This is a genomic window from Mycolicibacterium aichiense (assembly GCF_010726245.1).
Lineage (GTDB): Bacteria > Actinomycetota > Actinomycetes > Mycobacteriales > Mycobacteriaceae > Mycobacterium > Mycobacterium aichiense.
In genome coordinates, this window is sequence record NZ_AP022561.1 from 2,598,130 (window position 1) to 2,621,289 (window position 23,160).

The 23,160-nt window shown below is 65.6% G+C and carries 28 protein-coding genes; 16 read left to right on the forward strand and 12 right to left on the reverse strand.

The annotated features are described in order from the left end of the window. Positions 1-5: 5 nt before the first annotated feature. Positions 6-470 carry a peroxiredoxin gene (locus G6N32_RS12525; RefSeq protein WP_115319878.1) on the reverse strand — a complete coding sequence of 155 codons (465 nt, stop codon included), beginning with the start codon at positions 468-470 and terminating at the stop codon, positions 6-8. A 53-nt stretch (positions 471-523) separates the two neighbouring features. Between G6N32_RS12525 and G6N32_RS12530 the strand changes: the two genes are divergently transcribed. From G6N32_RS12530 to G6N32_RS12560, 7 genes are all read left to right on the forward strand, one after another. After that, positions 524-2,056, forward strand: coding sequence for an anthranilate synthase component I (locus tag G6N32_RS12530; protein ID WP_115321119.1), 1,533 nt, complete (start codon positions 524-526; stop codon positions 2,054-2,056). Then, positions 2,053-2,652 (forward strand): TIGR02234 family membrane protein, encoded by a 600-nt coding sequence (locus G6N32_RS12535; protein WP_115319879.1) that lies wholly within the window; start codon positions 2,053-2,055, stop codon positions 2,650-2,652. The genes G6N32_RS12530 and G6N32_RS12535 overlap by 4 nt, the downstream gene beginning before the upstream one ends. Positions 2,653-2,733: 81 nt before the next feature. Then, entirely contained in the window at positions 2,734-3,552 is an 819-nt protein-coding gene (trpC, locus tag G6N32_RS12540; RefSeq protein ID WP_083120445.1) for an indole-3-glycerol phosphate synthase TrpC, read from the forward strand. Between the two features lie 36 nt (positions 3,553-3,588). Continuing rightward, complete coding sequence (gene trpB / locus G6N32_RS12545; RefSeq protein ID WP_276047999.1) at positions 3,589-4,827, forward strand: tryptophan synthase subunit beta; 1,239 nt, start codon at positions 3,589-3,591, stop codon at positions 4,825-4,827. After that, positions 4,824-5,636, forward strand: a complete 813-nt coding sequence (gene trpA / locus G6N32_RS12550; protein WP_115319881.1) for a tryptophan synthase subunit alpha — start codon at positions 4,824-4,826, stop codon at positions 5,634-5,636. Before trpB ends, trpA begins: the two co-directional genes overlap by 4 nt. Next, on the forward strand, positions 5,633-7,204 hold the full coding sequence (locus G6N32_RS12555; protein ID WP_115319882.1) for a prolipoprotein diacylglyceryl transferase: 1,572 nt from the start codon (positions 5,633-5,635) through the stop codon (positions 7,202-7,204). Before trpA ends, G6N32_RS12555 begins: the two co-directional genes overlap by 4 nt. A gap of 779 nt (positions 7,205-7,983) precedes the next feature. Then, positions 7,984-8,829, forward strand: a complete 846-nt coding sequence (locus tag G6N32_RS12560) for a hypothetical protein (RefSeq protein WP_163789247.1) — start codon at positions 7,984-7,986, stop codon at positions 8,827-8,829. 18 nt (positions 8,830-8,847) lie between these two features. Here the strand turns inward: G6N32_RS12560 and G6N32_RS12565 are convergent, their stop codons facing one another. Then, entirely contained in the window at positions 8,848-9,456 is a 609-nt protein-coding gene (locus G6N32_RS12565) for a TetR/AcrR family transcriptional regulator (RefSeq protein WP_163789249.1), read from the reverse strand. A gap of 89 nt (positions 9,457-9,545) precedes the next feature. On the opposite strand from G6N32_RS12565, the gene G6N32_RS12570 reads away from it, so the two are divergent. Both G6N32_RS12570 and G6N32_RS12575 read left to right on the forward strand, forming a co-directional pair. Beyond that, positions 9,546-10,655, forward strand: a complete 1,110-nt coding sequence (locus G6N32_RS12570; protein ID WP_115319885.1) for a phosphotransferase family protein — start codon at positions 9,546-9,548, stop codon at positions 10,653-10,655. Continuing rightward, a complete protein-coding gene (locus tag G6N32_RS12575; protein ID WP_115319886.1) occupies positions 10,652-11,212 on the forward strand; it encodes a nuclear transport factor 2 family protein in 561 nt (186 codons plus the stop codon). The genes G6N32_RS12570 and G6N32_RS12575 overlap by 4 nt, the downstream gene beginning before the upstream one ends. On the opposite strand, the gene G6N32_RS12580 is transcribed toward G6N32_RS12575, so the two are convergent. Then, a complete protein-coding gene (locus G6N32_RS12580) occupies positions 11,173-11,796 on the reverse strand; it encodes a TetR/AcrR family transcriptional regulator (protein WP_115319887.1) in 624 nt (207 codons plus the stop codon). The two genes, G6N32_RS12575 and G6N32_RS12580, sit on opposite strands and share 40 nt — an antisense overlap. Positions 11,797-11,918: 122 nt before the next feature. Between G6N32_RS12580 and G6N32_RS12585 the strand changes: the two genes are divergently transcribed. From G6N32_RS12585 to G6N32_RS12605, 5 genes are all read left to right on the forward strand, one after another. After that, on the forward strand, positions 11,919-12,656 hold the full coding sequence (locus G6N32_RS12585) for a hypothetical protein (protein WP_170310594.1): 738 nt from the start codon (positions 11,919-11,921) through the stop codon (positions 12,654-12,656). Between the two features lie 3 nt (positions 12,657-12,659). Further along, positions 12,660-13,382 carry a hypothetical protein gene (locus tag G6N32_RS12590; protein ID WP_115319888.1) on the forward strand — a complete coding sequence of 241 codons (723 nt, stop codon included), beginning with the start codon at positions 12,660-12,662 and terminating at the stop codon, positions 13,380-13,382. Continuing rightward, on the forward strand, positions 13,372-14,148 hold the full coding sequence (locus G6N32_RS12595; RefSeq protein ID WP_115319889.1) for a hypothetical protein: 777 nt from the start codon (positions 13,372-13,374) through the stop codon (positions 14,146-14,148). Before G6N32_RS12590 ends, G6N32_RS12595 begins: the two co-directional genes overlap by 11 nt. A 79-nt stretch (positions 14,149-14,227) precedes the next feature. After that, positions 14,228-15,151 carry an alpha/beta hydrolase gene (locus G6N32_RS12600; protein WP_115319890.1) on the forward strand — a complete coding sequence of 308 codons (924 nt, stop codon included), beginning with the start codon at positions 14,228-14,230 and terminating at the stop codon, positions 15,149-15,151. Next, positions 15,148-15,906: an SDR family NAD(P)-dependent oxidoreductase gene (locus tag G6N32_RS12605; RefSeq protein WP_115319891.1), complete on the forward strand. Its 759-nt coding sequence runs from the start codon at positions 15,148-15,150 to the stop codon at positions 15,904-15,906. Before G6N32_RS12600 ends, G6N32_RS12605 begins: the two co-directional genes overlap by 4 nt. A 42-nt stretch (positions 15,907-15,948) precedes the next feature. On the opposite strand, the gene G6N32_RS12610 is transcribed toward G6N32_RS12605, so the two are convergent. Continuing rightward, the gene (locus G6N32_RS12610; protein ID WP_115319892.1) at positions 15,949-16,854 is read right to left on the reverse strand and encodes a lysophospholipid acyltransferase family protein; all 906 of its coding nucleotides are present in this window, start codon (positions 16,852-16,854) and stop codon (positions 15,949-15,951) included. Positions 16,855-16,985: 131 nt separating this feature from the next. On the opposite strand from G6N32_RS12610, the gene G6N32_RS12615 reads away from it, so the two are divergent. Continuing rightward, the gene (locus tag G6N32_RS12615; protein ID WP_232077618.1) at positions 16,986-17,741 is read left to right on the forward strand and encodes a TetR/AcrR family transcriptional regulator; all 756 of its coding nucleotides are present in this window, start codon (positions 16,986-16,988) and stop codon (positions 17,739-17,741) included. 29 nt (positions 17,742-17,770) lie between these two features. On the opposite strand, the gene G6N32_RS12620 is transcribed toward G6N32_RS12615, so the two are convergent. From G6N32_RS12620 to G6N32_RS12640, 5 genes are read right to left on the reverse strand one after another with little or no spacing between them, the layout of a single operon-like run. Beyond that, entirely contained in the window at positions 17,771-18,361 is a 591-nt protein-coding gene (locus tag G6N32_RS12620) for a flavodoxin family protein (protein WP_115319893.1), read from the reverse strand. After that, positions 18,355-18,861 carry an SRPBCC family protein gene (locus G6N32_RS12625; RefSeq protein ID WP_115319894.1) on the reverse strand — a complete coding sequence of 169 codons (507 nt, stop codon included), beginning with the start codon at positions 18,859-18,861 and terminating at the stop codon, positions 18,355-18,357. The genes G6N32_RS12620 and G6N32_RS12625 overlap by 7 nt, the downstream gene beginning before the upstream one ends. After that, positions 18,858-19,172, reverse strand: a complete 315-nt coding sequence (locus G6N32_RS12630) for an ArsR/SmtB family transcription factor (protein WP_115319895.1) — start codon at positions 19,170-19,172, stop codon at positions 18,858-18,860. Before G6N32_RS12630 ends, G6N32_RS12625 begins: the two co-directional genes overlap by 4 nt. 51 nt (positions 19,173-19,223) lie before the next feature. Then, on the reverse strand, positions 19,224-20,012 hold the full coding sequence (locus G6N32_RS12635; protein ID WP_115319896.1) for a thioesterase family protein: 789 nt from the start codon (positions 20,010-20,012) through the stop codon (positions 19,224-19,226). After that, positions 20,009-20,854, reverse strand: a complete 846-nt coding sequence (locus G6N32_RS12640; RefSeq protein ID WP_115319897.1) for a RecB family exonuclease — start codon at positions 20,852-20,854, stop codon at positions 20,009-20,011. Before G6N32_RS12640 ends, G6N32_RS12635 begins: the two co-directional genes overlap by 4 nt. Positions 20,855-20,931: 77 nt before the next feature. On the opposite strand from G6N32_RS12640, the gene G6N32_RS12645 reads away from it, so the two are divergent. Next, entirely contained in the window at positions 20,932-21,786 is an 855-nt protein-coding gene (locus tag G6N32_RS12645) for a tRNA (adenine-N1)-methyltransferase (protein ID WP_115319898.1), read from the forward strand. Here the strand turns inward: G6N32_RS12645 and G6N32_RS12650 are convergent. Genes G6N32_RS12650 through G6N32_RS12660 form a run of 3 tightly spaced genes read right to left on the reverse strand, consistent with a single transcriptional unit; the run spans position 21,783 to position 23,131 of the window. Beyond that, a complete protein-coding gene (locus tag G6N32_RS12650) occupies positions 21,783-22,076 on the reverse strand; it encodes a DUF503 domain-containing protein (RefSeq protein WP_115319899.1) in 294 nt (97 codons plus the stop codon). The two genes, G6N32_RS12645 and G6N32_RS12650, sit on opposite strands and share 4 nt — an antisense overlap. Next, complete coding sequence (gene lppK / locus G6N32_RS12655) at positions 22,077-22,625, reverse strand: lipoprotein LppK (RefSeq protein ID WP_115319900.1); 549 nt, start codon at positions 22,623-22,625, stop codon at positions 22,077-22,079. An 11-nt stretch (positions 22,626-22,636) separates the two neighbouring features. Further along, positions 22,637-23,131, reverse strand: a complete 495-nt coding sequence (locus tag G6N32_RS12660; RefSeq protein WP_115319901.1) for an MTB12 family secreted protein — start codon at positions 23,129-23,131, stop codon at positions 22,637-22,639. Positions 23,132-23,160: the final 29 nt, after the last annotated feature.

The window sequence follows — 23,160 nt, forward strand, 5'->3', positions numbered from 1 at the left end:
CGGCGTCAGGCCTTCTGACGCTGACGCAGCACCTCCAGCGCCTTGTCCGCATGGGCATCCATGTTGACCTCGCTGGAGATGACCTCGAGCACCGTGCGATCGGTGTCGATGACGAACGTCGTGCGCTTCACCGGGATCAGCTTGCCGAGCAGCCCGCGTTTGACGCCGAACGTGGTGGCGATCGCGCCGTCGGCGTCGGACAGCAGTGGATAGTCGAAATTCTGGGAGTCGGCGAACCGGGCCTGCTTGTCCACCGCGTCGGTGCTGATGCCGACCCGGCTGGCGCCGAGGGCGGCGAACTCCGAGCCGAGGTCGCGGAAATGACACGCTTCCTTGGTGCACCCCGGCGTCATCGCGGCGGGGTAGAAGAACAGCACGATCGGCCCGTCGGCCAGCAATTCGGTCAGTGAGCGCACGGTGCCGGTCTGGTCCGGCAGTTCGAAGTCCGCAACCCGGTCTCCACGTTTCATGGGTGCAGGCTACGCCGGTCAATCCGGCGCAGCGGGTCTGGGAGGATGTACCCGTGCAATCCAACCTCGCCGCCACCACCACGCGTGAGGAGTTCCGGGCGCTGGCCGCCGAACATCGCGTGGTGCCGGTGATCCGCAAGGTGCTCGCCGACAGTGAGACACCGCTGTCGGCGTACCGGAAACTGGCGGCCAACCGGCCCGGAACATTCCTGCTCGAGTCCGCTGAGAACGGCCGGTCGTGGTCGCGCTGGTCGTTCATCGGGGCGGGTGCACCCTCCGCGCTGACCGTGCGTGACGGCGAGGCCGTCTGGCTGGGCGCCACCCCGCAGGACGCCCCGACCGGTGGCGATCCGTTGCGGGCCCTGCACGAGACGATGGCGCTGCTGTCCACCGAGTCGCCGGCATCACTGGGGCCCGGGGTGCCGCCGCTGTCGGGCGGGATGGTCGGATTCTTCGCCTACGACTTCGTCCGGCGCCTCGAGCGGCTGCCCGCGTTGGCGACCGACGACCTCGGCTTGCCCGACATGCTCCTGCTGCTCGCCACCGATCTGGCCGCCGTCGACCATCACGAGGGCACCATCACCCTGATCGCCAACGCGGTGAACTGGAACGGCACCGACGAGCGGGTGGACGAGGCCTACGACGATGCCGTCGCGCGCCTCGACGTGATGACCCAGGCGCTCGGCCAGCCCCTGTCGTCGACCGTGGCGACCTATTCCCGCCCGCAGCCCCGGCACCGCTCCCAGCGCACGATGGAGGAGTACAGCGAGATCGTCGAGCGCCTGGTCAAGGAGATCGAGGCCGGCGAGGCCTTCCAGGTGGTGCCCTCGCAGCGCTTCGAACTGGAGACCCGAGCTGATCCTATTGATGTGTACCGGCTGCTGCGGGTGACCAATCCCAGCCCCTACATGTATCTCATGCACGTGCCGGATGAGACTGGGGGAACGGCTTTTTCGATCGTCGGCTCCAGCCCGGAATCGCTGGTGACGGTGAAGGACGGCTGGGCCACAACGCATCCGATCGCCGGAACGCGGTGGCGCGGCCAGACCGAGGAGGAGGACCAGCTGCTCGAGAAGGAGTTGCTGGCCGACGAGAAGGAACGCTCCGAGCATCTGATGCTGGTCGACCTCGGGCGCAACGACCTCGGCCGGGTGTGCGTCCCGGGCACGGTGCGCGTGGAGGACTACAGCCACATCGAGCGCTACAGCCACGTGATGCACATCGTCTCGACGGTCACCGGGCTGCTCGCCGATGGCCGCACGGCGCTGGACGCGGTGACGGCCTGCTTCCCGGCAGGCACGCTGACCGGTGCGCCGAAGGTGCGGGCCATGGAGCTCATCGAAGGCGTGGAGAAGACCCGTCGCGGCCTCTACGGCGGGGTCGTCGGCTATCTGGACTTCGCAGGCAACGCCGACTTCGCCATCGCCATCCGTACTGCCCTGATGAGCAAGGGCACCGCCTACGTGCAGGCCGGTGGTGGCGTGGTGGCCGACTCCAACGGTCCCTACGAGTACAACGAGTCCGCCAACAAGGCCAAGGCGGTACTGAACGCGATCGCCGCCGCCGAAACGCTGAGCGCGCCGTGATCCGCATCGGACAGCTGTTGCTGGTCGTCTCGGCGGTGCTGCTGTGGGTCGCCTCCCGCCTCACCTGGGTGTCGGTGACGTCGTTCGACGGTCTCGGCCAGCCCAAGACGGTCACATTGACCGGCGCCAACTGGTCCAACGCCCTGCTGCCGTTGGCCGTCCTGCTGCTGGCCGCGGCGGTGGCGGGCCTGGCGGTGCGGGGATGGGTCCTGCGTGCGGTCGCGGTGCTGGTGGCGGTGGTGACGCTGCTGCTCGGATACCTCGGAGTCAGCTTGTTCCGCACTCCGGACGTCGGTCCGCGCGCCGCGGAACTGGCGCAGCTCCCGGTGCACACGCTCGTCGCCAGCGGCCGGGAGTACCTCGGCGCCGGGCTGACCATTGGCGCGGCGGCATGTGCGCTGGTCGCTGCCGTACTGCTGATGCGCTCGGCGGCTTCAGGACGCCAGGCCACCGCCAAATACGCGGCACCGGCAGTTCGCCGCAGCGCGGCGCGGAGCGAGGACACGGATACCGGCGTATCGGAGCGAGGCATGTGGGACGCGCTGGACGAAGGTGTCGATCCCACGGATCGTCGTGCCGACACCGAGGGTCGGTGACGGATGCGCGGCTCGATACGACTACCCTTCACTGGACGACGCAAGCGAGATCGCCAGGGCGTGAGAAGGGATCCGGCAGCCATGAGTTCGGCAAGCGTGCTCGACTCGATCATCGAGGGAGTGCGCGCCGACGTTGCCGCCCGCGAGGCGATCATCAGTCTGGCTGAGGTCAAGGCCGCCGCGGAGGCCGCGCCGGCCCCGCTGAACGTGCTGGCCGCGCTGCGCGCGCCGGGCATCGCCGTCATCGCCGAAGTGAAGCGCGCCAGTCCTTCCCGCGGCCAGCTGGCCAATATCGCCGACCCCGCCGAGCTGGCGCGCGCCTACGAGAGCGGTGGCGCCCGGGTGATCAGCGTGCTCACCGAGGAACGCCGCTTCCACGGCTCGCTGGCCGACTTGGACACGGTACGTGCCGCCGTGCGAATCCCGGTGCTGCGCAAAGACTTCATCGTTCGGCCTTATCAGATTCACGAGGCCAGGGCGCACGGCGCGGACATGCTGCTGCTGATCGTCGCCGCGCTCGAGCAGCCGGCCCTGGAGTCGCTGCTGGAGCGCACCGAGTCCCTCGGCATGACCGCGCTCGTCGAGGTGCATACCGAGGAAGAAGCCGACCGGGCGCTGCAGGCCGGCGCCAAGGTCATCGGCGTCAACGCCCGTGACCTCAAGACGTTGGAGGTGGACCGGGACTGCTTCGCGCGGATCGCACCGGGGCTGCCGTCCGACATCATCCGGGTCGCCGAATCCGGTGTCCGGGGCACCGGTGACCTGCTGGCGTACGCCGGCGCCGGAGCCGATGCGGTGTTGGTCGGCGAAGGTCTGGTCACCAGCGGTGACCCGCGCAGCGCCGTCGCAGACCTGGTGACCGCGGGAGCGCATCCCTCCTGCCCGAAACCCGCTCGCTGAGTCGTGGCTGATATCTCCACTCCGAACGTGCCGCGCATGAGCGCGGCCGTGGCCGAGCAGACGTTGCACGAACCCGATGCCCGCGGGCACTTCGGCGCCTACGGCGGGCGGTACGTGGCCGAAGCGCTGATGGCCGTGATCGAAGAGGTGACGGCCGCCTACGAAAAGGCGCGCACCGACCAGGAATTCCTGGATCGCCTCGACAACCTGCAGACCCACTACGCCGGCCGCCCGTCGCCGCTCTACGAAGCGGTCCGGCTGAGCGAGCACCTCGGTGGGGCACGGATCTTTCTCAAGCGCGAGGACCTCAACCACACCGGCTCGCACAAGATCAACAATGTGCTCGGGCAGGCACTGCTGGCCAAGCAGATGGGCAAGACCCGGGTGATCGCCGAGACCGGCGCCGGCCAGCACGGCGTCGCGACCGCGACCGCGTGTGCGCTGCTGGGTCTGGACTGCGTGATCTACATGGGCGCGGTGGACACCGCGCGCCAGGCGCTCAACGTCGCGCGGATGCGGCTGCTGGGCGCCGAGGTGGTGTCGGTGGAGTCCGGCTCCAAGACGCTCAAGGACGCCATCAACGACGCCTTCCGCGACTGGGTCACCAACGCCGACAGCACGTACTACTGCTTCGGGACCGCCGCCGGGCCGCACCCGTTCCCGATGATGGTGCGCGACTTCCAGCGCATCATCGGCCTCGAGGCGCGGGCGCAGATGCTGGCGCAGGCCGGCCGGCTGCCCGACGCGGTGACGGCCTGCGTGGGTGGCGGGTCCAATGCGATCGGCATCTTCCACCCGTTCATCGATGACGAGAATGTGCGGCTGATCGGTTACGAGGCGGCCGGTGATGGCGTCGAAACCGGAAGGCATGCAGCGACTTTCGCCGGTGGAACACCGGGAGCGTTCCAAGGGTCCTACTCGTATCTTCTGCAGAACGAGGATGGCCAGACCATCGAGTCGCATTCGATCTCGGCGGGTCTGGACTATCCGGGCGTCGGCCCTGAGCATGCGTTCCTCAAGGACATCGGGCGTACTGAGTACCAGCCGATCACCGACACCGAGGCCATGGACGCGTTCCGGCTGTTGTGTCGACTGGAGGGCATCATCCCGGCCATCGAATCGGCGCACGCCGTGGCCGGCGTGGTGAAGCTGGCGGGCGAGTTGGGCCCGGGTTCGATCATCCTGGTCAACTTGTCGGGCCGCGGCGACAAGGACGTGGAGACGGCGGCCAAGTGGTTCGGGCTGTTCGACCAGTCCGGCCCGGGAGCCTCATGACCGTCCAACACGCCCAGGCGGGACGGCTGGGTTCGGTGTTCGCGGCGTGCCACGACGAGGGCCGTGCCGCCCTGATCGGGTATCTGCCGACCGGGTATCCGTCCGTCGACGTGTCGATCGACGCGCTGGTGGCTCTGGTCGAATCTGGTTGTGACATCGTCGAAGTCGGGGTTCCGTACTCCGATCCGGGGATGGACGGGCCGGTCATCGCGACCGCGACCGAGGTCGCGTTGCAGGGCGGCGTACGGGTTCGCGACACCCTGCGCGCGGTGGAGGCCATCAGCGCCGCCGGCGGTCATGCGGTTGTGATGACGTACTGGAATCTCATGCTGCACTACGGAATTGACGCGTGGTCTCGTGACCTGGCGGCCGCCGGGGGACTGGGCATGATCACCCCGGACTTGATTCCGGACGAGGCCGACGAGTGGCTGGCCGCCGCGGAGGCACACGATCTGGACCGGATCTTCCTGGTGGCGCCGTCGTCGACCCCGGAGCGGCTGGCCAAAACCGTGCAGGCCTCGCGGGGTTTCGTCTACGCGGCCTCGACCATGGGTGTCACCGGCGCCCGGGACGCGGTGTCGAGCGCCGCACCGGAACTCGTGCGGCGGGTCAAAGAGGTTTCCGACATCCCGGTGGGGGTCGGTCTTGGTGTGCGCTCCCGTGAGCAGGCCGCCGAGATCGCGGCCTTCGCCGACGGGGTGATCGTGGGTTCGGCTCTGGTGTCGGCATTGACCGATGGGTTGGCGGCAGTGCGGACGCTGACCGAGGAGTTGGCCGTGGGTGTGCGACAGAAGGTGTCCGCTTCGTGACGACGACCGTCTTGGCTTATTTCCCGAGTCCGTCTCAGGGCGTGTGGCATCTGGGCCCGGTACCGATCCGGGCGTATGCGCTGTGCATCATCGCCGGCATCATCGCCGCGCTGGTGATCGGTGATCGCCGCTGGGTGGCCCGTGGTGGCGAGCGGGGCGTCATCTACGACATCGCGCTGTGGGCGGTGCCGTTCGGTCTGATCGGTGGGCGTCTGTATCACCTGATGACCGACTGGCGAACGTATTTCGCCGAGGGTGGCGCCGGCGTCGGCGCGGCGTTGCGGATCTGGGATGGCGGCCTCGGCATCTGGGGTGCGGTTGCCCTCGGCGGTGTGGGTGCGTGGATTGCCTGCCGGCGCAGAGGGATTCCGTTGCCCGCGTTCGGCGATGCGATCGCGCCGGGAATTGTGTTGGCGCAGGCGATCGGCCGGCTCGGGAACTACTTCAACCAGGAGCTGTACGGCCGCGAGACCACCGTGCCGTGGGGGATGGAGATCTTCTACCGGCGGGACTCCTCCGGGATGGTCGACGTGCACTCCCTCGACGGGGTGTCGACCGGGCAGGTCGCCGCGGTGGTGCAGCCGACGTTCCTCTACGAGCTGCTGTGGAACGTGCTGGTGTTCCTCTTCCTGATCTGGATCGACCGGCGGTTCAAGATCGGCCACGGCCGGCTGTTCGCGGCGTATGTGGCGGCGTACTGCATCGGCCGATTCTGGGTCGAGTTGTTGCGCGACGACACCGCCACCCATATCGCGGGTATCCGGGTGAACTCGTTCACGTCGGTGTTCGTGTTCATCGGTGCGATTGTGTACATCCTGTTGGCGCCCAAGGGCCGCGAGGATCCGACCACGTTGGGCGGTGAGCACGCGGCGGCCGGTGAGCCCGACGAGGAGTCGCCGGCCGAGCGGATGGCCGAGGATTTGGTGGCGGTCGCGACGGGCGGAGGTATTGTCGCCGCCGCGACCGTGGCAGCCGAGCATGACTCCGAAGACGCCGCCGCTGTTGGCGATACGGAGGAGGCTGAGCCCGAGGCGGAGCCAGAAGCTGCGGCCGAGCCAGAGGCGGAGCCTGAGGCCCAAGCCGAGCCCGAGCCTGAGCCTGAGGCTGAGGCTGAACCGGAAGCCGAGCCCGAGCCGGAAGCCGCGCCTGAGGCTGACGCCGAACCGACCGCCGAAGCTGAGGCGGAGCCCGAGGCCGAACCCGAGCCGGAGCCGGAAGCCGAGCCGACTGCCGAAGCTGAGGCGGAGCCCGAGTCTGAGGCCGAAGCCGAACCCACTGCTGAAGCTGAGCCCGAGCCGGAAGCCGCGCCTGAGGCTGACGCCGAACCGACTGCTGAAGCCGAGCCGACTGCTGAAGCTGAGCCCGAGCCGGAGCAGGAAGCTAAGCCGGAAGCCGAGCCCGAGCCGGAGCCCGAGCCCGAGCCCGAGGCTGAAGCAGAACCGGCTGCTGAGCCCGAGCCGGAATCCAAGCCCGAGCCCGAACTCGTGCCCGCACCTGCGCAGCAACCCCGCGGATTCCGCACGGTCGTCCGCCGCGTGCTCTGGGGCGTCGAAGTCCACCGCGACTGACGTTGCTTGCATTCTGCTCGGCAACGTAGCTTCCAGCGCGAGCACTCAAATTGACGTAGTCGACTACGCGGGACAAGCCGTGGTCGCGACCCCTAGGCTTCGCTCGAGTTCCCAGCATCCTGGCAGGAACTCCGAAGGAGCCCCACATGAGCTATTCCCGGTATGTCGGTCGCGTCGGCGGGCTCGCCGTAGCCCTCGGGATCGGTGCAGCAATCGGGACCGCATGTGCGGTCGCGTCCGCGGATGACACCGGTGCGAGCTCGTCGCGCCAGCACAGCCAGGCTGGATCGAGTCGGCAGGCGACCGGTCCGCGGTCCGCAGCAGTCAGGCCGCGCGTGGCAGCTCCGAGACTCGCCGCCGGGCCTCGCGTTGCCAAAGCCCGGGCTGCGGCGTCTCCTTCGGCGCCCGGTCCGACCGGGACTCTCGAGCCAGTTCTGCTGACTGTCGCCCAATCAGGCCGTGAGCGCTTCAGGGTCACACCGGCCGCGGCGCAGGCGGCTGCATCCACGCCGACGGGCACGTGGGTCGACATCATCAACAATCACTACGACCGGATCGCCCAACAAGGCCTGGGCACGTACTTGGGAATGAACTCGCCCTATGGCGACGATCTTGTCGACCCGACCGGCATTCTCGATGTGGCATACAACTTTTCGGCGGATAAAGAGACTGTGCTGACCGAATCGTTCCGGTTCACAGCAGAGCCGTACACCAAGCCGGTATGGAATTGGTCGATCCAGAACTTCGACACTGTCCCCAGCACGAACCTCGATATGTACTTGGTCAAGATCGATCCCACAAGCTACGCGATCGTGGGCGTCCACAAAATGACGCCGGGGCTCTTCACCGTGAAATACCAAGGGCGCGATCCCTATACCGAGTTCGTCGCCATCGCGGTGGTCAAGGGAACCACCATTGGAGAGTTCGACGGCGTGCCCGACATCGTCCCCATCAAGCCAGGCGACCCCGGCGATCCCGGCAACCCCGGTCCGGGCCCCGGCGATGGCGTTCCGCTGACCCCGCCTGTACTGACGACGCGCGACATCACCGCGCATTCCGTCGAACTCGTGCCTGACAAAGACGGCAGCGACGACACCCGGGTGGTCGGGTACAACATCTATCGCGATGGGGTGAAGGTCAACGACAAAGTCGTCTCGACGATCTTCACCTTCACCGACGAGGACCTGGACGCGGATGTGACCTACACCTACACAGCGCGCTCCGTCGACGCCGGGGGCAAGGAGAGCCTGGACAGCAATGCCCTGAAGGTCACCACATACTCAGACGCCGAGAAGCCGGGCTTCCTGATCAGGCTGCGCGACAAAGTGCGGGACTACTTCGTGCCGAACGAGGACGGGCAGAACGGTCCGTTCGAGGTGTGGATCGAGGCCACGCACAACCTGGTATCCGTAATTCCAGGCGCAGGAGCGCTTTTCGACGCTGTGACGATACCTATCGATCTCATTCAACTGGTTGCGGCGGCAGTACGGGGCGACCGCGCCGATGTCACCGATGAGGTCAAGGATCTTGGGAACGACCTGGTGAACGCGATTGGCCTGCCGCAGACATTGAAGCTCTTCAAGGCCGTCGACGAGTCCGCGAAGGCGTCGAACGGCCGTCTCTGACGGTTCTGTCGGAGTGGGCTAGGGCGGTGCTGAGAACGTACTGACCACACCGAGGATCATGTCGAGGGTTGCCTGTTCGGCGGCAATGCGTACCTCTGGCGACTGGTGGTCTTGGCGTTCCAGATCGGCAAGTAGGGCGAACACGACGGTGATCAAACCGCGAATGCGAATTGCGCGATCCACGCCGGATTCTGGTGCGATGGCGGTGATACGACCGACGATCAGTGTCGTCGCAGCCCAATCGGGTCGCCCGACGAGTTCGACGCCGGGGTAGTCGCGAACCTTTTCCATGAAGCGAGCGTGGTAGCTGTTCGGCTTGGCGCGCTGGTATTCGAAGACCGGTCCCAGCAGTGCCTCGAGAAGTTCGCGCGCGGTGGCGGTCGCCGTGGCCTCAAGCGCGGCGAGCCGTTCCAGGCGTCGTGGTTCGAAGATCTTCTGCCGTGCTTCGATGACCGCTGCGATCAACTCGTCGCGAGTGCCGAAGTGATACCGGATGGCGGCACTGTTCCGCTGGCCTGCCTCGGTGACCACCTGCCTCAACGACACTGCGGGTCCCTGTTCGGCGATCAGCCGTTCAGCCGCGTCGATGAGCGCGGACCGTCCCGGTCGCTGGCTGCCGTCGTCCACTGGCAGACAGTATCACAATCGTATTGTCAAAATAACCCATATGTATTAGCTTCTGACGGGATTGTTCCGTCTGTCCGCGTGGAGGTGCGATGTCTGGCTTGGGTGCGATACCTGCTGATGCAAAGGAGCTCACCCCCGATCTGCTGGAGCGGTTGATCGACACGCTCAATCCCGGGGTATCGGTGCGCGACGTCAGCGTGCGCCGCGTGTGGCAATGGGGTGAGGGGGACGCAGTGTCCACCGCGGGACGAGTGGATCTGGAGCTGACCTACGGTGGGGCTGAGAATGGGCTACCGACAAACGTCGTGCTCAAGGTGGCGCGCCCGGAGCTGCCCGCGTTCCCGCTGTACCGCAACGAAGTTGCCGCATACAGCCGGCTGCAGCCCTGGCGATTTCTCAGAACTCCGCGATGCCTCGGCGCGTGGTTCGACGAGCGCACTGGAAGCTTCGGGTTGGCGCTCGACGACCTGACCACCTCGGGGGCTCGCTTCGCTTCGGCCGCTGCCTCACCGTCGATGGCAAGCATCGAAAACGCCATCGAGCAGCTGGCAGCACTGCACGCTCGGAACTGGGGCACCCGTGTCGATTGGTCGTCGTCGGAACTGGAATGGGCGCAAACTCATGTGGCGGGCGAGTTGCACGACCTGTTCAACCATCCCGATCTGGTGCCGGCGATGATCGCTGACGAGGTTGCCAACACCGGTCACAAGCGAGAGTTGGTGCAATCGGTCGGCGAGAGTGCGGATTCCCTGTTCGACAAGGTTCGGCTGGTCCAGCAGCACCAGTCCGGACTGCAGCAGACGCTCGTGCACGGAGATTGCCACGTGGGCAACACCTTTGTGCTCCCCGACCAAACGATGGGGTTCATCGACTGGCAGTTGAGCGTGCGCGGCTACTACATGCATGACCTCTCGTACTTGATCACCACCGGACTCGACGTGACGCTGCGGCGCGAGCACGAAAGACGCCTAATCGAACTGCACCGCGATCTGCTCTGCCAACACGGTGTCGACGATCTTCCCACGCTGGCCGAGGCATTCGACGAGCATCGGCGCGCCCAGGCCTGGAACACCTACATCGGGTGGTTGACGTGTCCGGTAGAGAACTACGGCTGGGAAATCAACGTGGCCAATCATATTCGGCTTCTGACCGCATATCGCGACCTCGATAGCGCGGCGGCGATCGAGGACATTCGGTGAATGTGGACAAGCGACTCCAGCGCCTGATCGACAAGGACGAGATCCGGGAATTGGCCCTGAGGTATTGTCGCGGTGTCGATCGCAAGGATCCATCGTTGTTGCGGTCGCTGTACACCAGCGACGGGATCGACAACCACGCCAACATCTTTCGTGGCAGCGCCGATGCTTACGTCGATTTTCTGGAGTCATCGTTTCAGTTCATCCAGATCGGAGCGCACTATGTCTGCAACCATCTGATCGAACTGGACGGTGACGAGGCCAGCGGCGAGGTCTACGCGCTCGGCTATCACATCCTGCCCAGCGCCGATGGCCCACCGATCGAGTCGTTCGTTGGTGTGCGCTATCTGGACCGCTACCGACGAGAAGATGGTGAATGGCGTTTTGCCAGTAGGGAAGTGGTCGTCGACCTGGACCGAAGCCGTACCGTCGAACACTGCGGCGCGGGTTTGGTCGACCCACAGGAGGATCTGTCCTACCGAGTGCTGCACGGTGAGCGTTTTCGTCGGTGCAGCAGTAATTACGATGAGTCCGCCCGCTTGGGGATGCCCACCGACTGAAGTGCGCCCAGCACGATGCGGACCGACGAATCGACGAGCTCCTCGTCGAGCGGGTGGTTCTCCAGGAGTGCGCGCATATACGACGGCGCGACCAGTGCCTCGATCAGCAGGTGGGCGTCGGTGTTGCTCGCGATCTCCCCGCGGTCGATGGCCCGTTCGACGATCAGCTTGGCATCAGCGAAACGGGCGTCGAAGAATGCGGACTTTCCGGCCCTCACCGAGCCGTCCTCATCGTGATCGATAGCTGCCGCACTTCGAACCACACGCAGCACTTCAGGCCTCTTCAGTAGTGCGACGATCTGCGTCAATAGCGCTCGAAGGTCTCCGTCGAGGGTTCCCGTGTCGGGCAACGGGTTATCGGTCTCCGTGAGCTTGAGCAATGCGGCCGCGGTGAGGTGGTTGGTAGTGGGCCAGCGCCGGTACACCGTGGTCTCCGCTACGCCGGCGGCCTGGGCGACGCCGCGGATTGTCAGTCCCTGATACCCGACGTCGAGCAACTGGGCCAGGGCGGCTTGGGCGACAGCATCCTGGACGCGGGCAGACCGACCCCCTGGGCGTCGCCGCGGATTTCTCGATTCGTCCACACCTGCATCCTTTCTGACTCGCGGCTGCTCTGGGCTGTCTGCGCCGAGGTTGAGGACGTTGACGCGCGTGGGGGCATGACCTAGAGTCCCTAACGCTAGACACTATAGCGTTAGGAGTGGAGATGGCGGTTGCCGAACTGGCGATAGTCGCGAGTATCAACGGTAAGAAGTTCCCGCGTGCCGACGTGCTGGCATGGGAGGACAAGCGAATCGACGCCGCGGCGAAGAAGATTGGCGTGGTGCCGCCGTCCCCGGGTGAAGTGGCTGCCCGCCGTGAGGAGTTCGTACAGATCAAACAGGCACTCGGCAACGATGAACTGCACCGTCGCCTGGCCCGGAGCGCCACTATCGCGGACCGGATGGCAACAGCTCAGGCAAGTCTCACCGACCGGCGGCGCCTGTGTATGACCGAATTGTTCGTGCCAGGGGGCTCGGCCGAACAATTCACCGCATGGTTCAACGACATCACCTTCTCCTCGAACGAGTACGAGATGGTCCGTGCGTGTCCTGATCACTTCGTGCTCCGGTTCGTCGGCGGCAAGCAGGAGGTGCTGGAAACCAACGGGGGCAGCCCCTTGACCGCACTTTTCGACATCGACTACGACGACATCTCCTCGATCACCACACCCGTGGACCCGGCATTTCCCTACCGGCTTGACGGGGTGGCCATCGGATCCAACGGCAAGCCGATCGGCAGTGTTCGTCACCAGTTCCGGGACACGCCGGCAGGCGTCCACGGGCGTCTTCTCGTCGAATTCCCTTTGCCCATGATCGGAACGGTGATCCGCGGCCATCGCTGGCACCTGGCGTGTGAGTTCTCCAACTGGATCGAAGCCGCCATCGCGGCAGACAAGGGCTGAGAGATGACGTTCGACATCGAGGCTGTCATCGACGGACAACGTGTGCCCCGTGCCGCGGTACTCGCCTGGGAGAACCGCCGAATCACCGCCTCGGCCAAGGTCCTCGGAATCCGCGTCGCACCAGAGGCCGACGTCACGATTCGTCGCGAGGAGCTGGTGCAGGCGAAACTGTCCATCGGTGCGGATGGACTCCTGAAGCGCTTCGCCGCACAGCTGCGATTCGCCGACTGGAGCGCTCAGTTCGGGAGCCGGCTCACCTCGCGCCGGGCGTTTGTCGCTGCCGATCTGCACGTCACCGGCGGGTCCGCCGGTCAGCTGGTCGAGTGGTTCGATGAGCAGCTCAAGCTCAACAACCAAGCCGCGATGTTGCGCGCGTGCCCAGACCATTACGTGCTGCGGTCCACGGACGACGGACGCCAGCAGGTGATGCAGGCGACGGGCGCCAGCCCGATGCCGAACCAGTTCTTCCTCTCCTACGGTAACGAGGAAGGCTTGGCGAACCCTCGTGAACCTCAGTACTCCCATCAGATCGTCGCCTCCGCCCGGCTCGCCGACGGCACCCTGGTGGGCGGGGCGCGGATGCAGTTCCGCGACACCGGCACTGGGTTCTTTGCTCGCTTGATCGAGGAGTTTCCCGCTCTCACACCGGCTTTCATGGTCAAGCAGCAGCAGTGGCACACTGCCTTGGAGTTCTCTAACTGGACCGAGGCCGCGCATGCCCGATGATCCATTCAGCGCAAAAGTCTTTCTGGGCCGAGAAGTCAGAGCCTTCGAGCTGGCGCGCGCCGAACATGCCCGCTCGGTCTCGGCTGCGCGGTTGATGGCACGAAACTTCGGCCACACCGGATCGCTGGACCTGATCGAGTCCGGGGAGACCGATCTCGTCGCCATCCGCGACTGCTTGACCGAAGCTCGGCTGGATGTCGGCACACAGGGGATCGTCCAGGGGCTGCGCCGGCAGCTGGCGGCTTCGCGCTTCGTTGCCCGACTGGGAGCCCACCTCGGCCGCGGACGTCCTAGGGCGAGCCTAGTGGAGATCGCCTGTAACCGCGGAACTGCCACGGAAGCACGAGATCTCATCGACAATCTGTTCACCGAACCAACGGTCGAAAATCGGCGGAGAGGTCTGTGGGCGGCACCCCACCACTTCGTCCTCGAACCCGTCGGCGGCGGCGTTCAGGAGATCGTCGAGACTTTTGGGGGCGCCCCGTTCCCCTCGCACTTCTACGCGCACCATGGCGACAGGTCCGGTTTGAAGCTGCCCGGCAGCCCTGACTATGAACACGAGCTCGTCGGAACGATCCGGCTCGAGGACGGAAGACCGATCGGTGGTGTGCGCTACCAATTGCGCAACGAAGGCAACGGGTTTCGTCTACGGGTATGCGACGAAGTCCCGCGCGCATTTCCAACGACCATGGTAGAAGTCCACCGGATGAACATCGCCTCCGAGTTCGTCGTCTGGTTCACCGACTGGTTTTCCCATCTCGCTTGACCGCTGCGCAAGCACACAATCGTCTATAAACGCCGCACGTCGAAGCTGTTGTCCGGCAATCATCTGAAGGAGTACAGACATGGAACAACGCGTTGAATTTGCCAGCGGCGGTGAAACATTGGCGGGTCGCCTTTTTCGGCCTGACGATGCGACCGGACCGCTGCCGACAGTGGTGGCCGCCGGGGGATGGTGCTACACCAAGGAGATTGTGCTGCCACACGTAGCGCGGATCGTCAACGAATCACCGGTTCAGGTTCTGACGTTCGATTATGCGGGCTTCGGTGAGAGTTCCGGCGTACGCCGTCAGCACCTGGATCCGTGGCAGCAGATCTCGGACTATCGCAATGCGCTGACCTATGTGGAATCCCGTGACGACGTGGCCGCCGACCGGTTGGGTGCCTTCGGCATCTCGTACAGCGGTGGCCACGTCCTGATCCTCGCGGCCATTGACCCGCGAGTGAAGGCGGTCGTCAGCGTCGTACCCGTCGTCGACGGACACGCGACCATGAAGCGAGTGCACGGCGAGGCGCGCTTCGTCGACTTCGAGGCCAAGATCTTGGATGCCCGCAGGCATGCCGCCCAGGGTGTAGACGATCGAATTGCCTTCGCCACGTTGACTCCGGCCACGGAGCTTTCGGTGTGGCCGTTCCCCCGAATCCACGAGGTGTTCCACCAGATCAAGTCGGATGAAGCGCCGCTGCATGAGCATTGGAGCACCACCGAATCGGCTGAGTTGTTGCTCAACTACAGCGTTTCGACGTTCCTGCCGAGGATCCTGGATACCAAGGTCATGACGATCGTTGCCGAGGGCGACAACATCACCGCGTGGGATCTGGAGATCGCCGCGTTCAATCAGATTGCCTCGCCGTTCAAGAAGCTGGCTGTTCTGCCTGCCGTGAGCCATATGAGTCTGTATTCGGAGCGCAGCGACACGAACGTGGCAGCAGCGCACACCCGCGACTGGTTCGGAGAACATCTCGCGGCCGCGAAGGTCGACGCATGACATTGGCAGGCAGCGGAATCCTGATCACCGGCGCCTCCAGCGGAATAGGCCGCGAGGTGGCTACTCGATTGATCGGTGAAGGAGCCAGGGTGTTTATCACGGGTCTGCCACCGGAGGCTGACGTCCGCACCGCGGCACGGACCGTCAGCGACGATGGCGCCCGCGTCGGCTATGCCGTGATGGACTTGCTCGATCCGGCATCGGTGCACGACGCTGTTGATGCCGCTGAACGCTTTCTGGGCACGATTGACATTGTGATCAACAACGCCGGCGTCGCAACGCAGGCTCCCGCCGCGGCCCAGGATATGCACGTCGCAGTGCGGGAATTCGACGTGAATTACTTTGGCATGTTTCGGGTTACGCAAGCCGTCCTGCCGCTGATGCTGGCTCAGGGGAGGGGGCAGATCGTCAATGTTGCGTCGACACTGGCCAAAGTACCCGGACCGACGCAGGCCAACTACTCCGCATCCAAGGCCGCCATCGTCGCGTTCTCCACCGCGCTGCGCAGCGAGGTCGAAGACCGTGGCGTTGCGGTGAAGGTCTTCATTCCCGGTCTGACCGCAACGCCGCTGACCGAAAAGCTCTCGGTACGTTCACCGAAGCTGCTGACTCCCGTGGAGGTGGCCGGTCACATGGTCAAGGCGTTGCGCAGCCGTCGCCCGCTCTACGTCACCGGCAGCTCGTACCGTGCGCTGATGACGCTCGCCCGCCTGGCGCCCGAGACAGCGCGTCGGCTGGTCAAGCGCTACTACTGAATCACTCAGCGGGTCAGCGTATCGCGCGCGCATCCGCTGGTGTCATCGCATCGGTTGAGGAGATCGAAGGGCCCGATTCCAGGCCACCGGATTGAGATTTCGGTACGGATCGGTCCGGCGCAGTCGCTGTAGCGATGCGAGCTCGTCTTCGAGAGCGCACCTTGTCTGCTCTTTGACGCAGGCCTCCCACGCACTGGCTGAGCCGCCCGTCGGAGTTGTGCTGATTGGCTGCCCGAAGCGCAGATACAGGCGGTTGGGGTCTGGAATAAGGGTGGGCCCCAAGCCGCGCATCAGGGGAATGGATACATCAGACCGTCCGAAGAGTTGCCTTCCGACGAGCTGACTCGCTCGGCCCAGCATGCCGTCTCGCTCAATCGTTCCGTGAAAAATGTCGTCGCCACCAACGGACGCGGCGGGGACAATCGGATAGCCGTGTGCGATCGCCAGCCGGGCGAAGCCGCTGCGCCCCTCCCAGTTCAACTGGTACTTCTCACCTTTGAATTTGGGCATCTCGCGACCGCCGCCCGGGAAAACCAGGACGGTCTCCCCGGCGGCCATCAGGGCGGCACCGTTGGCGGGAGTGCCGACGACGGCGCCGGCAGCCTCGAAGACGTCGGCGAGCGGACCGGGCATTTTCGTCATGGCCTTGTCTGCAAGGCCTCTGACGCGGACCCCGAGCTCCCGATGTACGACGTAGGGGATCATCAAGGTCTCGGCCATCGAGCCCACGACAGTGTGGTTTCCGACCAGTAGAAATCGGCCGTCGCGCGGCAGGTTCTCAAGCCCGTCGACATACGGGCGGGCGAAATCGATGAACGGGTTCAGGCGATCGGCAACTGAGAAGATCGCCTTCTCCAGGTTGGCAACCCGCGGCGATTGATCGATCGGATTCTTGCCATCGCAGACCACGCTTGAACCCTCGGATGTCGAATTCTGCGAATCGCTCATCGAGCTACCTCTTCTCAGTCGCGCCTCGTATTCGCCTATGCCACAGCATAGTAGCCAAAACTGACCAAAAAACCAATCCGGTCAGTTAGTTTTGGGTAGGTGATTCCCGGAGGGCCGTTATCATCGTGGCGATGAGCTCGATGGTCTTCGATCTGCCGGAAAACAGCTCGGCAAGGGCTGCACGGCTCCTCGCCGCAGCCAACGACCTACTGCTCAGTCGAGGTGCGAGGGGATTCACCGTCGCCGACGTCGCTGCCCGCGCGCATGTGGGAAAGGGCACCGTCTATCTCTATTGGCCGACGAAGGAAGACCTCCTGCTCGGACTGATCGGCAGGGAATTCTTGAGTCAGGTTGAAAAGATGATCGAGCTCCTGGCGGAGGACAACGACCTAGCCCGACCATCGCGGTTCTGTCCGGCAATCGTCGGCCTTGCGACCAGTCAACCGCTGATCTCTGCGCTCCAGCGCAACGATCACGACCTGCTCGGCATATTGACAGATGATCCCCGCTCGCGTGGCCTTCACGAGGCGCTGGGGCCGGGCGCCATGTTGCGTGTCATCCTTCCGATTTGGCGTGACAGCGGACTCGTGCGCACCGACTGGGATGTCGATGACCAGGTTTTCGCGCTGAACGCTCTGATCGGCGGAATCACGATGTCGATCCTCGCCCCGACGCCAGAACCGATCAGGGTGGCCGATCCGTTGGTCGTGCTCGGTCAAGCCGTCACTGCTTTGCTCGGACCAGAACGCGCCGGATTGAAGCAGATCCGGGCGACCGCAGACCAGATCGGCAACCATTTGCGCACCTGCGCGACCATCGCCCTGCACGTGATCACCGCATCAAATGCGCGCAAGCCGAATGGCGGGACCGCCTCGGGAGCTGAGTGACTTGCGACCGCTGGGTGGATGCGCGCGTGTCATACGGATTCAAGAGCCCGCCCCGCGAGCAGCTGACGCGTCACCGTAGCGACGCGATGCCCGAGGTGTTCGCACGTGCGCAAGTCGGCGTCATGGACCGCAGTCGGGTCAGCGTCGACATCGGTCGAGGCACCGGCGCCCAGCCAGAAGCCCAGCCGATTCAGGTCGAATTCGCTTGCGGCGCTGGTGTTCCATCCCGCAGTCAGGCCGAGGTTGACCCAGTGCATGTGATGCTGGGCGGCGAACACCGCAAGCGCGCTGAGGGTCTGTAGCTTGTCACCGGCCTTCGATCCGGAGTTGGTGAAGCCCGCACCCACCTTGTCGCGCCAGGTGCCCTCCATGCAGCGCCGGCCGGTGCGTTCGGCGAAAGCCTGAAAACCGGCCGACACGTTTCCCATGTACGTGGGGCAACCGAAAATGATCGCGTCGGCCGCATCGAGTATCGGCCAATCGTCGTCGCCGAGGGTGTCGACCGCTATCCGCCGGACCTGTGCCCCCGCCGCCGACGCTCCCCGCGCCACGGCCTGCGCCAAGGTCGCGGTGTGGCCGAAGCCTGAGTGATATGCCACCACCACGTGCGGTGTCACCATGCTTGTCCTCCGTATGCACTCTCGGCCACCTCGCGGTAGCGCTCCTGCCAGTCGGGTATCTCGCCCCCGGACATATAGGCCTCGAGGCGGTCCAGGTAGGCATGCGTCCCGGGCCGAAAACCGTTGGCGTTGCGCACACCAAGCCCGCGGTGACTGAATCGCAGCAGCGTTCCGTCGCCGTCGGGAACCAACTCGTAACGCACAACCCCGGGTTCGACGATCCGCTGGTTCCATTCGTGCTCGAAGACATGCGGCGGGTCCCACACCAGGATGCGGCCCGCCATCCTTTTCTGGTCGGCCGGGATCGGTGGTGCGGCAGGGATCATGTCGATCGTCCCGCCCTCGCGGGCGTCGATGGTGGTGTCACCCATCCATTTGCTGCGTTCCTCGGGGTTGGTGATCGCGTCCCACACCCGCTCGACAGGGTGGGGGAGTCGGCGCTCGAAAGTCAGTACTGCCCGGTCATTTTCGATGCTGAGCCGGCCCTCGCGAGTGGTCATGAGCTCTCCTTGGTCGTCTTCAAGTGGCGTTCGAGGGCGTCGAGGTGGCCGCTCCAGAACTGGCGGTACTGCTCGATCCAGCTGTCGATCGCGACAAGTCCGTCGGCGCGCAGCGCGTAGATCCGGCGCTGCGCATCCGGGCGGACCTCGACCAGCCCGACTTCCCGCAGGATGCGCAGATGCCGCGACACCGAGGGTTGCGTCAGATCCGGCAGTGCCGCAACGAGTTCCCCGGCGGTGCGATCACCGGCGGCCAAGGTATCCAGCAACACCCGGCGATTTGGCTCGGCGACTGCCTCGAAGACGTCCACATCTCCGAGTATTGCACTGCGTCTATATAGACGCAAGCAGATATAAGGTGGCTACCGGCGCTGCACCAGCAGCGTCTGCGCCGAGGTTCCGATGAATCCGTCGCGGTCGAACAACTCGGCCGTGGTCACCCCGATCCCGTCCGGCCCGATAGATCCGCGAGCGCGCACACCGAAATCGCTGCCCACCGGCGCGCGATGCAGATGCACCGCCGTGTCGGTGTTCATGTAGATGAACTTCTGCGGATCTATCGCGGCGCCAATGCCATTCGCGGAGTCGACCACCATGGCGAGTCGCTCGAGCGCGGTGGTGGGCTCGTCGTCCACCAGATTGGAAATGGGCGACATCCAATACACCGTGCCGCTGTCGGATCCGTCGTACTGCCGCCGCCATTCCACCGACTCGACGTAGCCGTGCGCATCCTTCCAGTGCAGCTCCAGCGGTGCGGTGGGGCCCTCGATCAGCGGTGGATAGCGATCGGTTGCGGCGTCGGCGGTATCGGAGGTGGCCAACGCCCAGGCCGTCACCCGAGCCACGGCGCGCGGCGGACCGTCGGGACGCTCCGCCGACATCTCGGCCGAGAGCAGCGCAATGCGGCTGCCCGGCCGGTCAACCCGGGCCTGCACCCGCATCTCGGTGATCGGTATCGCCCCCAGGATGTCCAGAGTCAACCGGCCGATCCGCATACCGTCGGACAGCTTCGCCTCGATCGCTTTGGTCAACAATGCCAGCGGCGGCGACCCGTGCTGGATGTCGGAATTCCAGTTGCTCCGGGTGTCGTCGGTCGACGCGAAAAGCTCTGCCTCGCCGTCGATTCCGAGCCGCCGGTAGTAACAGCTCATGCGGCCGGCTCGCCGCCGATCTGTTCGGGCCAGCCGGGATAGGGCGGCGGCGTTCCGCCATACGCCGGACAGAGCGCCTGATGGCTGCACCAGTTACACAGGCGCGAGGGGTTGGCCCGGAAATCGCCTGTCGCACCGGCCGATTGGATGGCGCGCCAGATCGCCATCAGAGTCTTCTCGAAGCGAAGCAGCTCGTCGAGCGCAGGTGAGTAGTCGAGCACCTGGCCGTCCGCCAGATAGATCAGCCGCAATCGGCTGGCCAGCACCTCACGGGAACGCAACAATGCGACGGCGTAGAACTTCATCTGAAACAGCGCCTTGAACTCCGCGAGTGCCCTGGCCTCCGGTGGCGCCTTCCCGGTCTTGTAGTCCACCACCCGGAGCTCGCCGGTGCCCGCGACGTCGATCCGGTCGACGAAACCGCGCAGCAGCGTTCCGTCGGCCAGTTCGACCTCGATCCGTTGCTCGCAGCTCTGTGGATCGAAGCGGGTCGGGTCCTCGAGCCGGTAGTAGCCGGTCAGCAGGGCGCGTGCCTCCGCGACGAGCTGGGTGCGCTGCTCGTCGGTGAAATCGCCGGCGAAGTCCGGGTGTTCGGACAGCACCCGCTCCCATGCCGGGTCGACCAACGACAATGCGGTATCCGGGCCACGCTCGGCGGCAGGCAAACCGTACAGCTGCTCGAGGGCGGCGTGCACCACCGAACCCCGCAGCTGAGCGGTCGACGGCGGCTCGGGCAGCCGGTCAACGGCCCGGAAGCGGTACAGCAGCGGGCACTGCTTGAAGTCGGCGGCCCGCGAAGGCGACAACGCGGGACGCGACGCCTGCAGCACCTGATCTGACATAACTGCAGCCTAGGACGGTGTGCCGACAAGGTGACGGTATGCGGCGCGGCGAGTCCGCTATGGCAGGCTGAACGGCTGTGACCGACGATCCCGCCCCGCGCCGCACCGGCCCCTTCGTCGTCGGGGACCGCGTCCAGCTCACCGACGCCAAGGGCCGTCACTACACGATGATCCTCAACCCGGGCAGTGAGTTCCACACCCACCGCGGGGCCATCGAGCACGACGCGGTGATCGGATTGCCGGAAGGCAGCGTGGTCAAGTCGACCAACGGCGACGCTTTCCTGGTGCTACGCCCGCTGCTCATCGACTACGTGCTCTCGATGCCGCGCGGCGCCCAGGTCATCTACCCCAAGGACGCCGCCCAGATCGTGCATGAGGGCGACATCTTTCCGGGCGCCCGGGTCCTGGAGGCCGGAGCGGGGTCCGGCGCGCTGACGTGCTCTCTGCTGCGTGCCGTCGGCCCCGACGGCGAGGTGATCTCCTATGAGGTGCGTGACGACCACGCCGTGCACGCCCGGCGCAACGTGGCGACGTTCTTCGGCGAGGACCCGGAGAACTGGCGGCTGATCATCGGCGACCTTGTCGACTCCGACCTCGACGAGGCGTCGGTCGACCGCGTCATCCTGGACATGCTGTCGCCGTGGGACGTCCTGGACACCGTGGCCCGGCTGTTGATCCCCGGCGGGGTGCTGATGGTGTACGTGGCGACCGTGACCCAGCTGTCCAAGACCGTCGAGCTGCTGCGCGAACAGCAGTGCTGGACCGAGCCCAGGGCATGGGAATCGTTGCAGCGCGGCTGGAACGTTGTCGGCCTTGCGGTGCGTCCGCAGCACAACATGCGCGGCCACACGGCGTTCCTGATCTCGGCGCGACGACTGGCCCCGGGCACGATCACGCCGACCCCGCTGCGCCGCAAGAAGCTCGCGCCTTAGTCGTCGCTGCGGTGTAGTCCGCGTCGCACTGAGAGCAATTCGATTTCGGGGCGCGCCGCGACCAACCGTTCCGCACCGTCGAGCACCTCGACGACGTGGGCCCGCTCGCCGGCGACCACCGCCACCCCGATGCCGGCCCGCCGGTGCAGATCGGTCGAACCCGTCTCAGCCGCCGACACCGTGAATCGACGGCGCAGTTCGGCGACGATCGGCCGCACCACGGCACGCTTTTCCTTCAGCGAGTGGACGTCACCGAGCAGGACGTCGAATTCCAACCAGCCGATCCACATTCAGGGCGTCGGGGTCGGACTGGCCGGGCTCGCACCGCCACGGGCATTGCCGAAGGCCAGCAGCATGTCGGCGGTCTCACGAGAAAGCTGCCAGCCGCCGCGGTCCTGCCGGAACTCCATCGGAAAGGTGAAGTTCCCGGGGTTGGCCGGGTTCGAGGTGGTGACGTTGATCGATGCCAGCGCATCGTCGGGGCGGCGATCCGACCACCGGATCTCGGAGGCGGTGAACGTCAGCGGTGTGAACCCGCCGTCGCGCAGTGCCGCGGCGAACTTGTCGATGGTCGCGGCGTCGGCCGGCGTGGTGGACTCGACCAGCTGAAGCTTGTCTGCCCCTTTCACCGCCGGATCGGCCAGCCGGTAGAGCACATCGGTCAGCGCGTCGGGCGCCGGCAGGGGAGCAGCGTTGTGATCAGCCGGCGCCAGCGGCGTCGACGACTGCTCGAACGGGCTCGGGGCCGATTTCGGCTCGACGTGGTCAGAACACCCCGAGAGGCTGAGCGCCGCCACGATTGTGGCGGCGCTCAAACCTACGAAGAACGGGTATCGCATCCCGCGCTGACTCAGCCGGCTCCTTGCATCAGCGATAGCGCCGACTGCTTGGTCAGCTGCCAGCCGCTGGGGCTGGGGCCTTCGACGAACTGGATGCTCTGGGTGGCCGTCTGACCGTTGGGCGCGGTCGCGGTGACATTCGCTGTCGCCGTCGGGCCTTCCTGGTCGATGTCGGCGACGTTGAAGCTCAGCGGAAGCAGGCCCTTGGACGACGCGTTGTTGAACGCGCGGTCTGCGGCGATGCCCTCGAAGCGGCCAAGGCCGAACTGGATGTAGGAGGCCTTGGAGCCCGAGAACGATCCACCGCCCTGCAGGCCATTCAGGGTCTCGACGAGCTGGCTCTGGAGCTCCGGCGCCGGCGTCTGCGGCATCGGTGCGCCGAAGACGACGGGCTGCACGGCCGGTGCGGGCACCGGCGAGCTGAATGCAACCGAAGTCACACCTGCGGCAACGCCGCCGATGATCGCTGCGGCGGCAACGCCCGTGGCTAGGACTTTCAGGGTCACGGCTGTCCTCTCGATCTGCCCGACTCATT

Coding starts and splice junctions, on each gene's coding strand:
- G6N32_RS12525 (WP_115319878.1), bottom strand. CDS start 470: ATGAAACGTGGAGACCGGGTTGCGGACTTCGAACTGCCGGACCAGACC.
- trpC (WP_083120445.1), top strand. CDS start 2,734: ATGAGTTCGGCAAGCGTGCTCGACTCGATCATCGAGGGAGTGCGCGCC.
- trpB (WP_276047999.1), top strand. CDS start 3,589: ATGAGCGCGGCCGTGGCCGAGCAGACGTTGCACGAACCCGATGCCCGC.
- trpA (WP_115319881.1), top strand. CDS start 4,824: ATGACCGTCCAACACGCCCAGGCGGGACGGCTGGGTTCGGTGTTCGCG.
- G6N32_RS12570 (WP_115319885.1), top strand. CDS start 9,546: ATGTCTGGCTTGGGTGCGATACCTGCTGATGCAAAGGAGCTCACCCCC.
- G6N32_RS12585 (WP_170310594.1), top strand. CDS start 11,919: ATGGCGGTTGCCGAACTGGCGATAGTCGCGAGTATCAACGGTAAGAAG.
- G6N32_RS12590 (WP_115319888.1), top strand. CDS start 12,660: ATGACGTTCGACATCGAGGCTGTCATCGACGGACAACGTGTGCCCCGT.
- G6N32_RS12595 (WP_115319889.1), top strand. CDS start 13,372: ATGCCCGATGATCCATTCAGCGCAAAAGTCTTTCTGGGCCGAGAAGTC.
- G6N32_RS12600 (WP_115319890.1), top strand. CDS start 14,228: ATGGAACAACGCGTTGAATTTGCCAGCGGCGGTGAAACATTGGCGGGT.
- G6N32_RS12605 (WP_115319891.1), top strand. CDS start 15,148: ATGACATTGGCAGGCAGCGGAATCCTGATCACCGGCGCCTCCAGCGGA.
- G6N32_RS12610 (WP_115319892.1), bottom strand. CDS start 16,854: ATGAGCGATTCGCAGAATTCGACATCCGAGGGTTCAAGCGTGGTCTGC.
- G6N32_RS12615 (WP_232077618.1), top strand. CDS start 16,986: ATGAGCTCGATGGTCTTCGATCTGCCGGAAAACAGCTCGGCAAGGGCT.
- G6N32_RS12620 (WP_115319893.1), bottom strand. CDS start 18,361: ATGGTGACACCGCACGTGGTGGTGGCATATCACTCAGGCTTCGGCCAC.
- G6N32_RS12625 (WP_115319894.1), bottom strand. CDS start 18,861: ATGACCACTCGCGAGGGCCGGCTCAGCATCGAAAATGACCGGGCAGTA.
- G6N32_RS12635 (WP_115319896.1), bottom strand. CDS start 20,012: ATGAGCTGTTACTACCGGCGGCTCGGAATCGACGGCGAGGCAGAGCTT.
- G6N32_RS12640 (WP_115319897.1), bottom strand. CDS start 20,854: ATGTCAGATCAGGTGCTGCAGGCGTCGCGTCCCGCGTTGTCGCCTTCG.
- G6N32_RS12650 (WP_115319899.1), bottom strand. CDS start 22,076: ATGTGGATCGGCTGGTTGGAATTCGACGTCCTGCTCGGTGACGTCCAC.
- lppK (WP_115319900.1), bottom strand. CDS start 22,625: ATGCGATACCCGTTCTTCGTAGGTTTGAGCGCCGCCACAATCGTGGCG.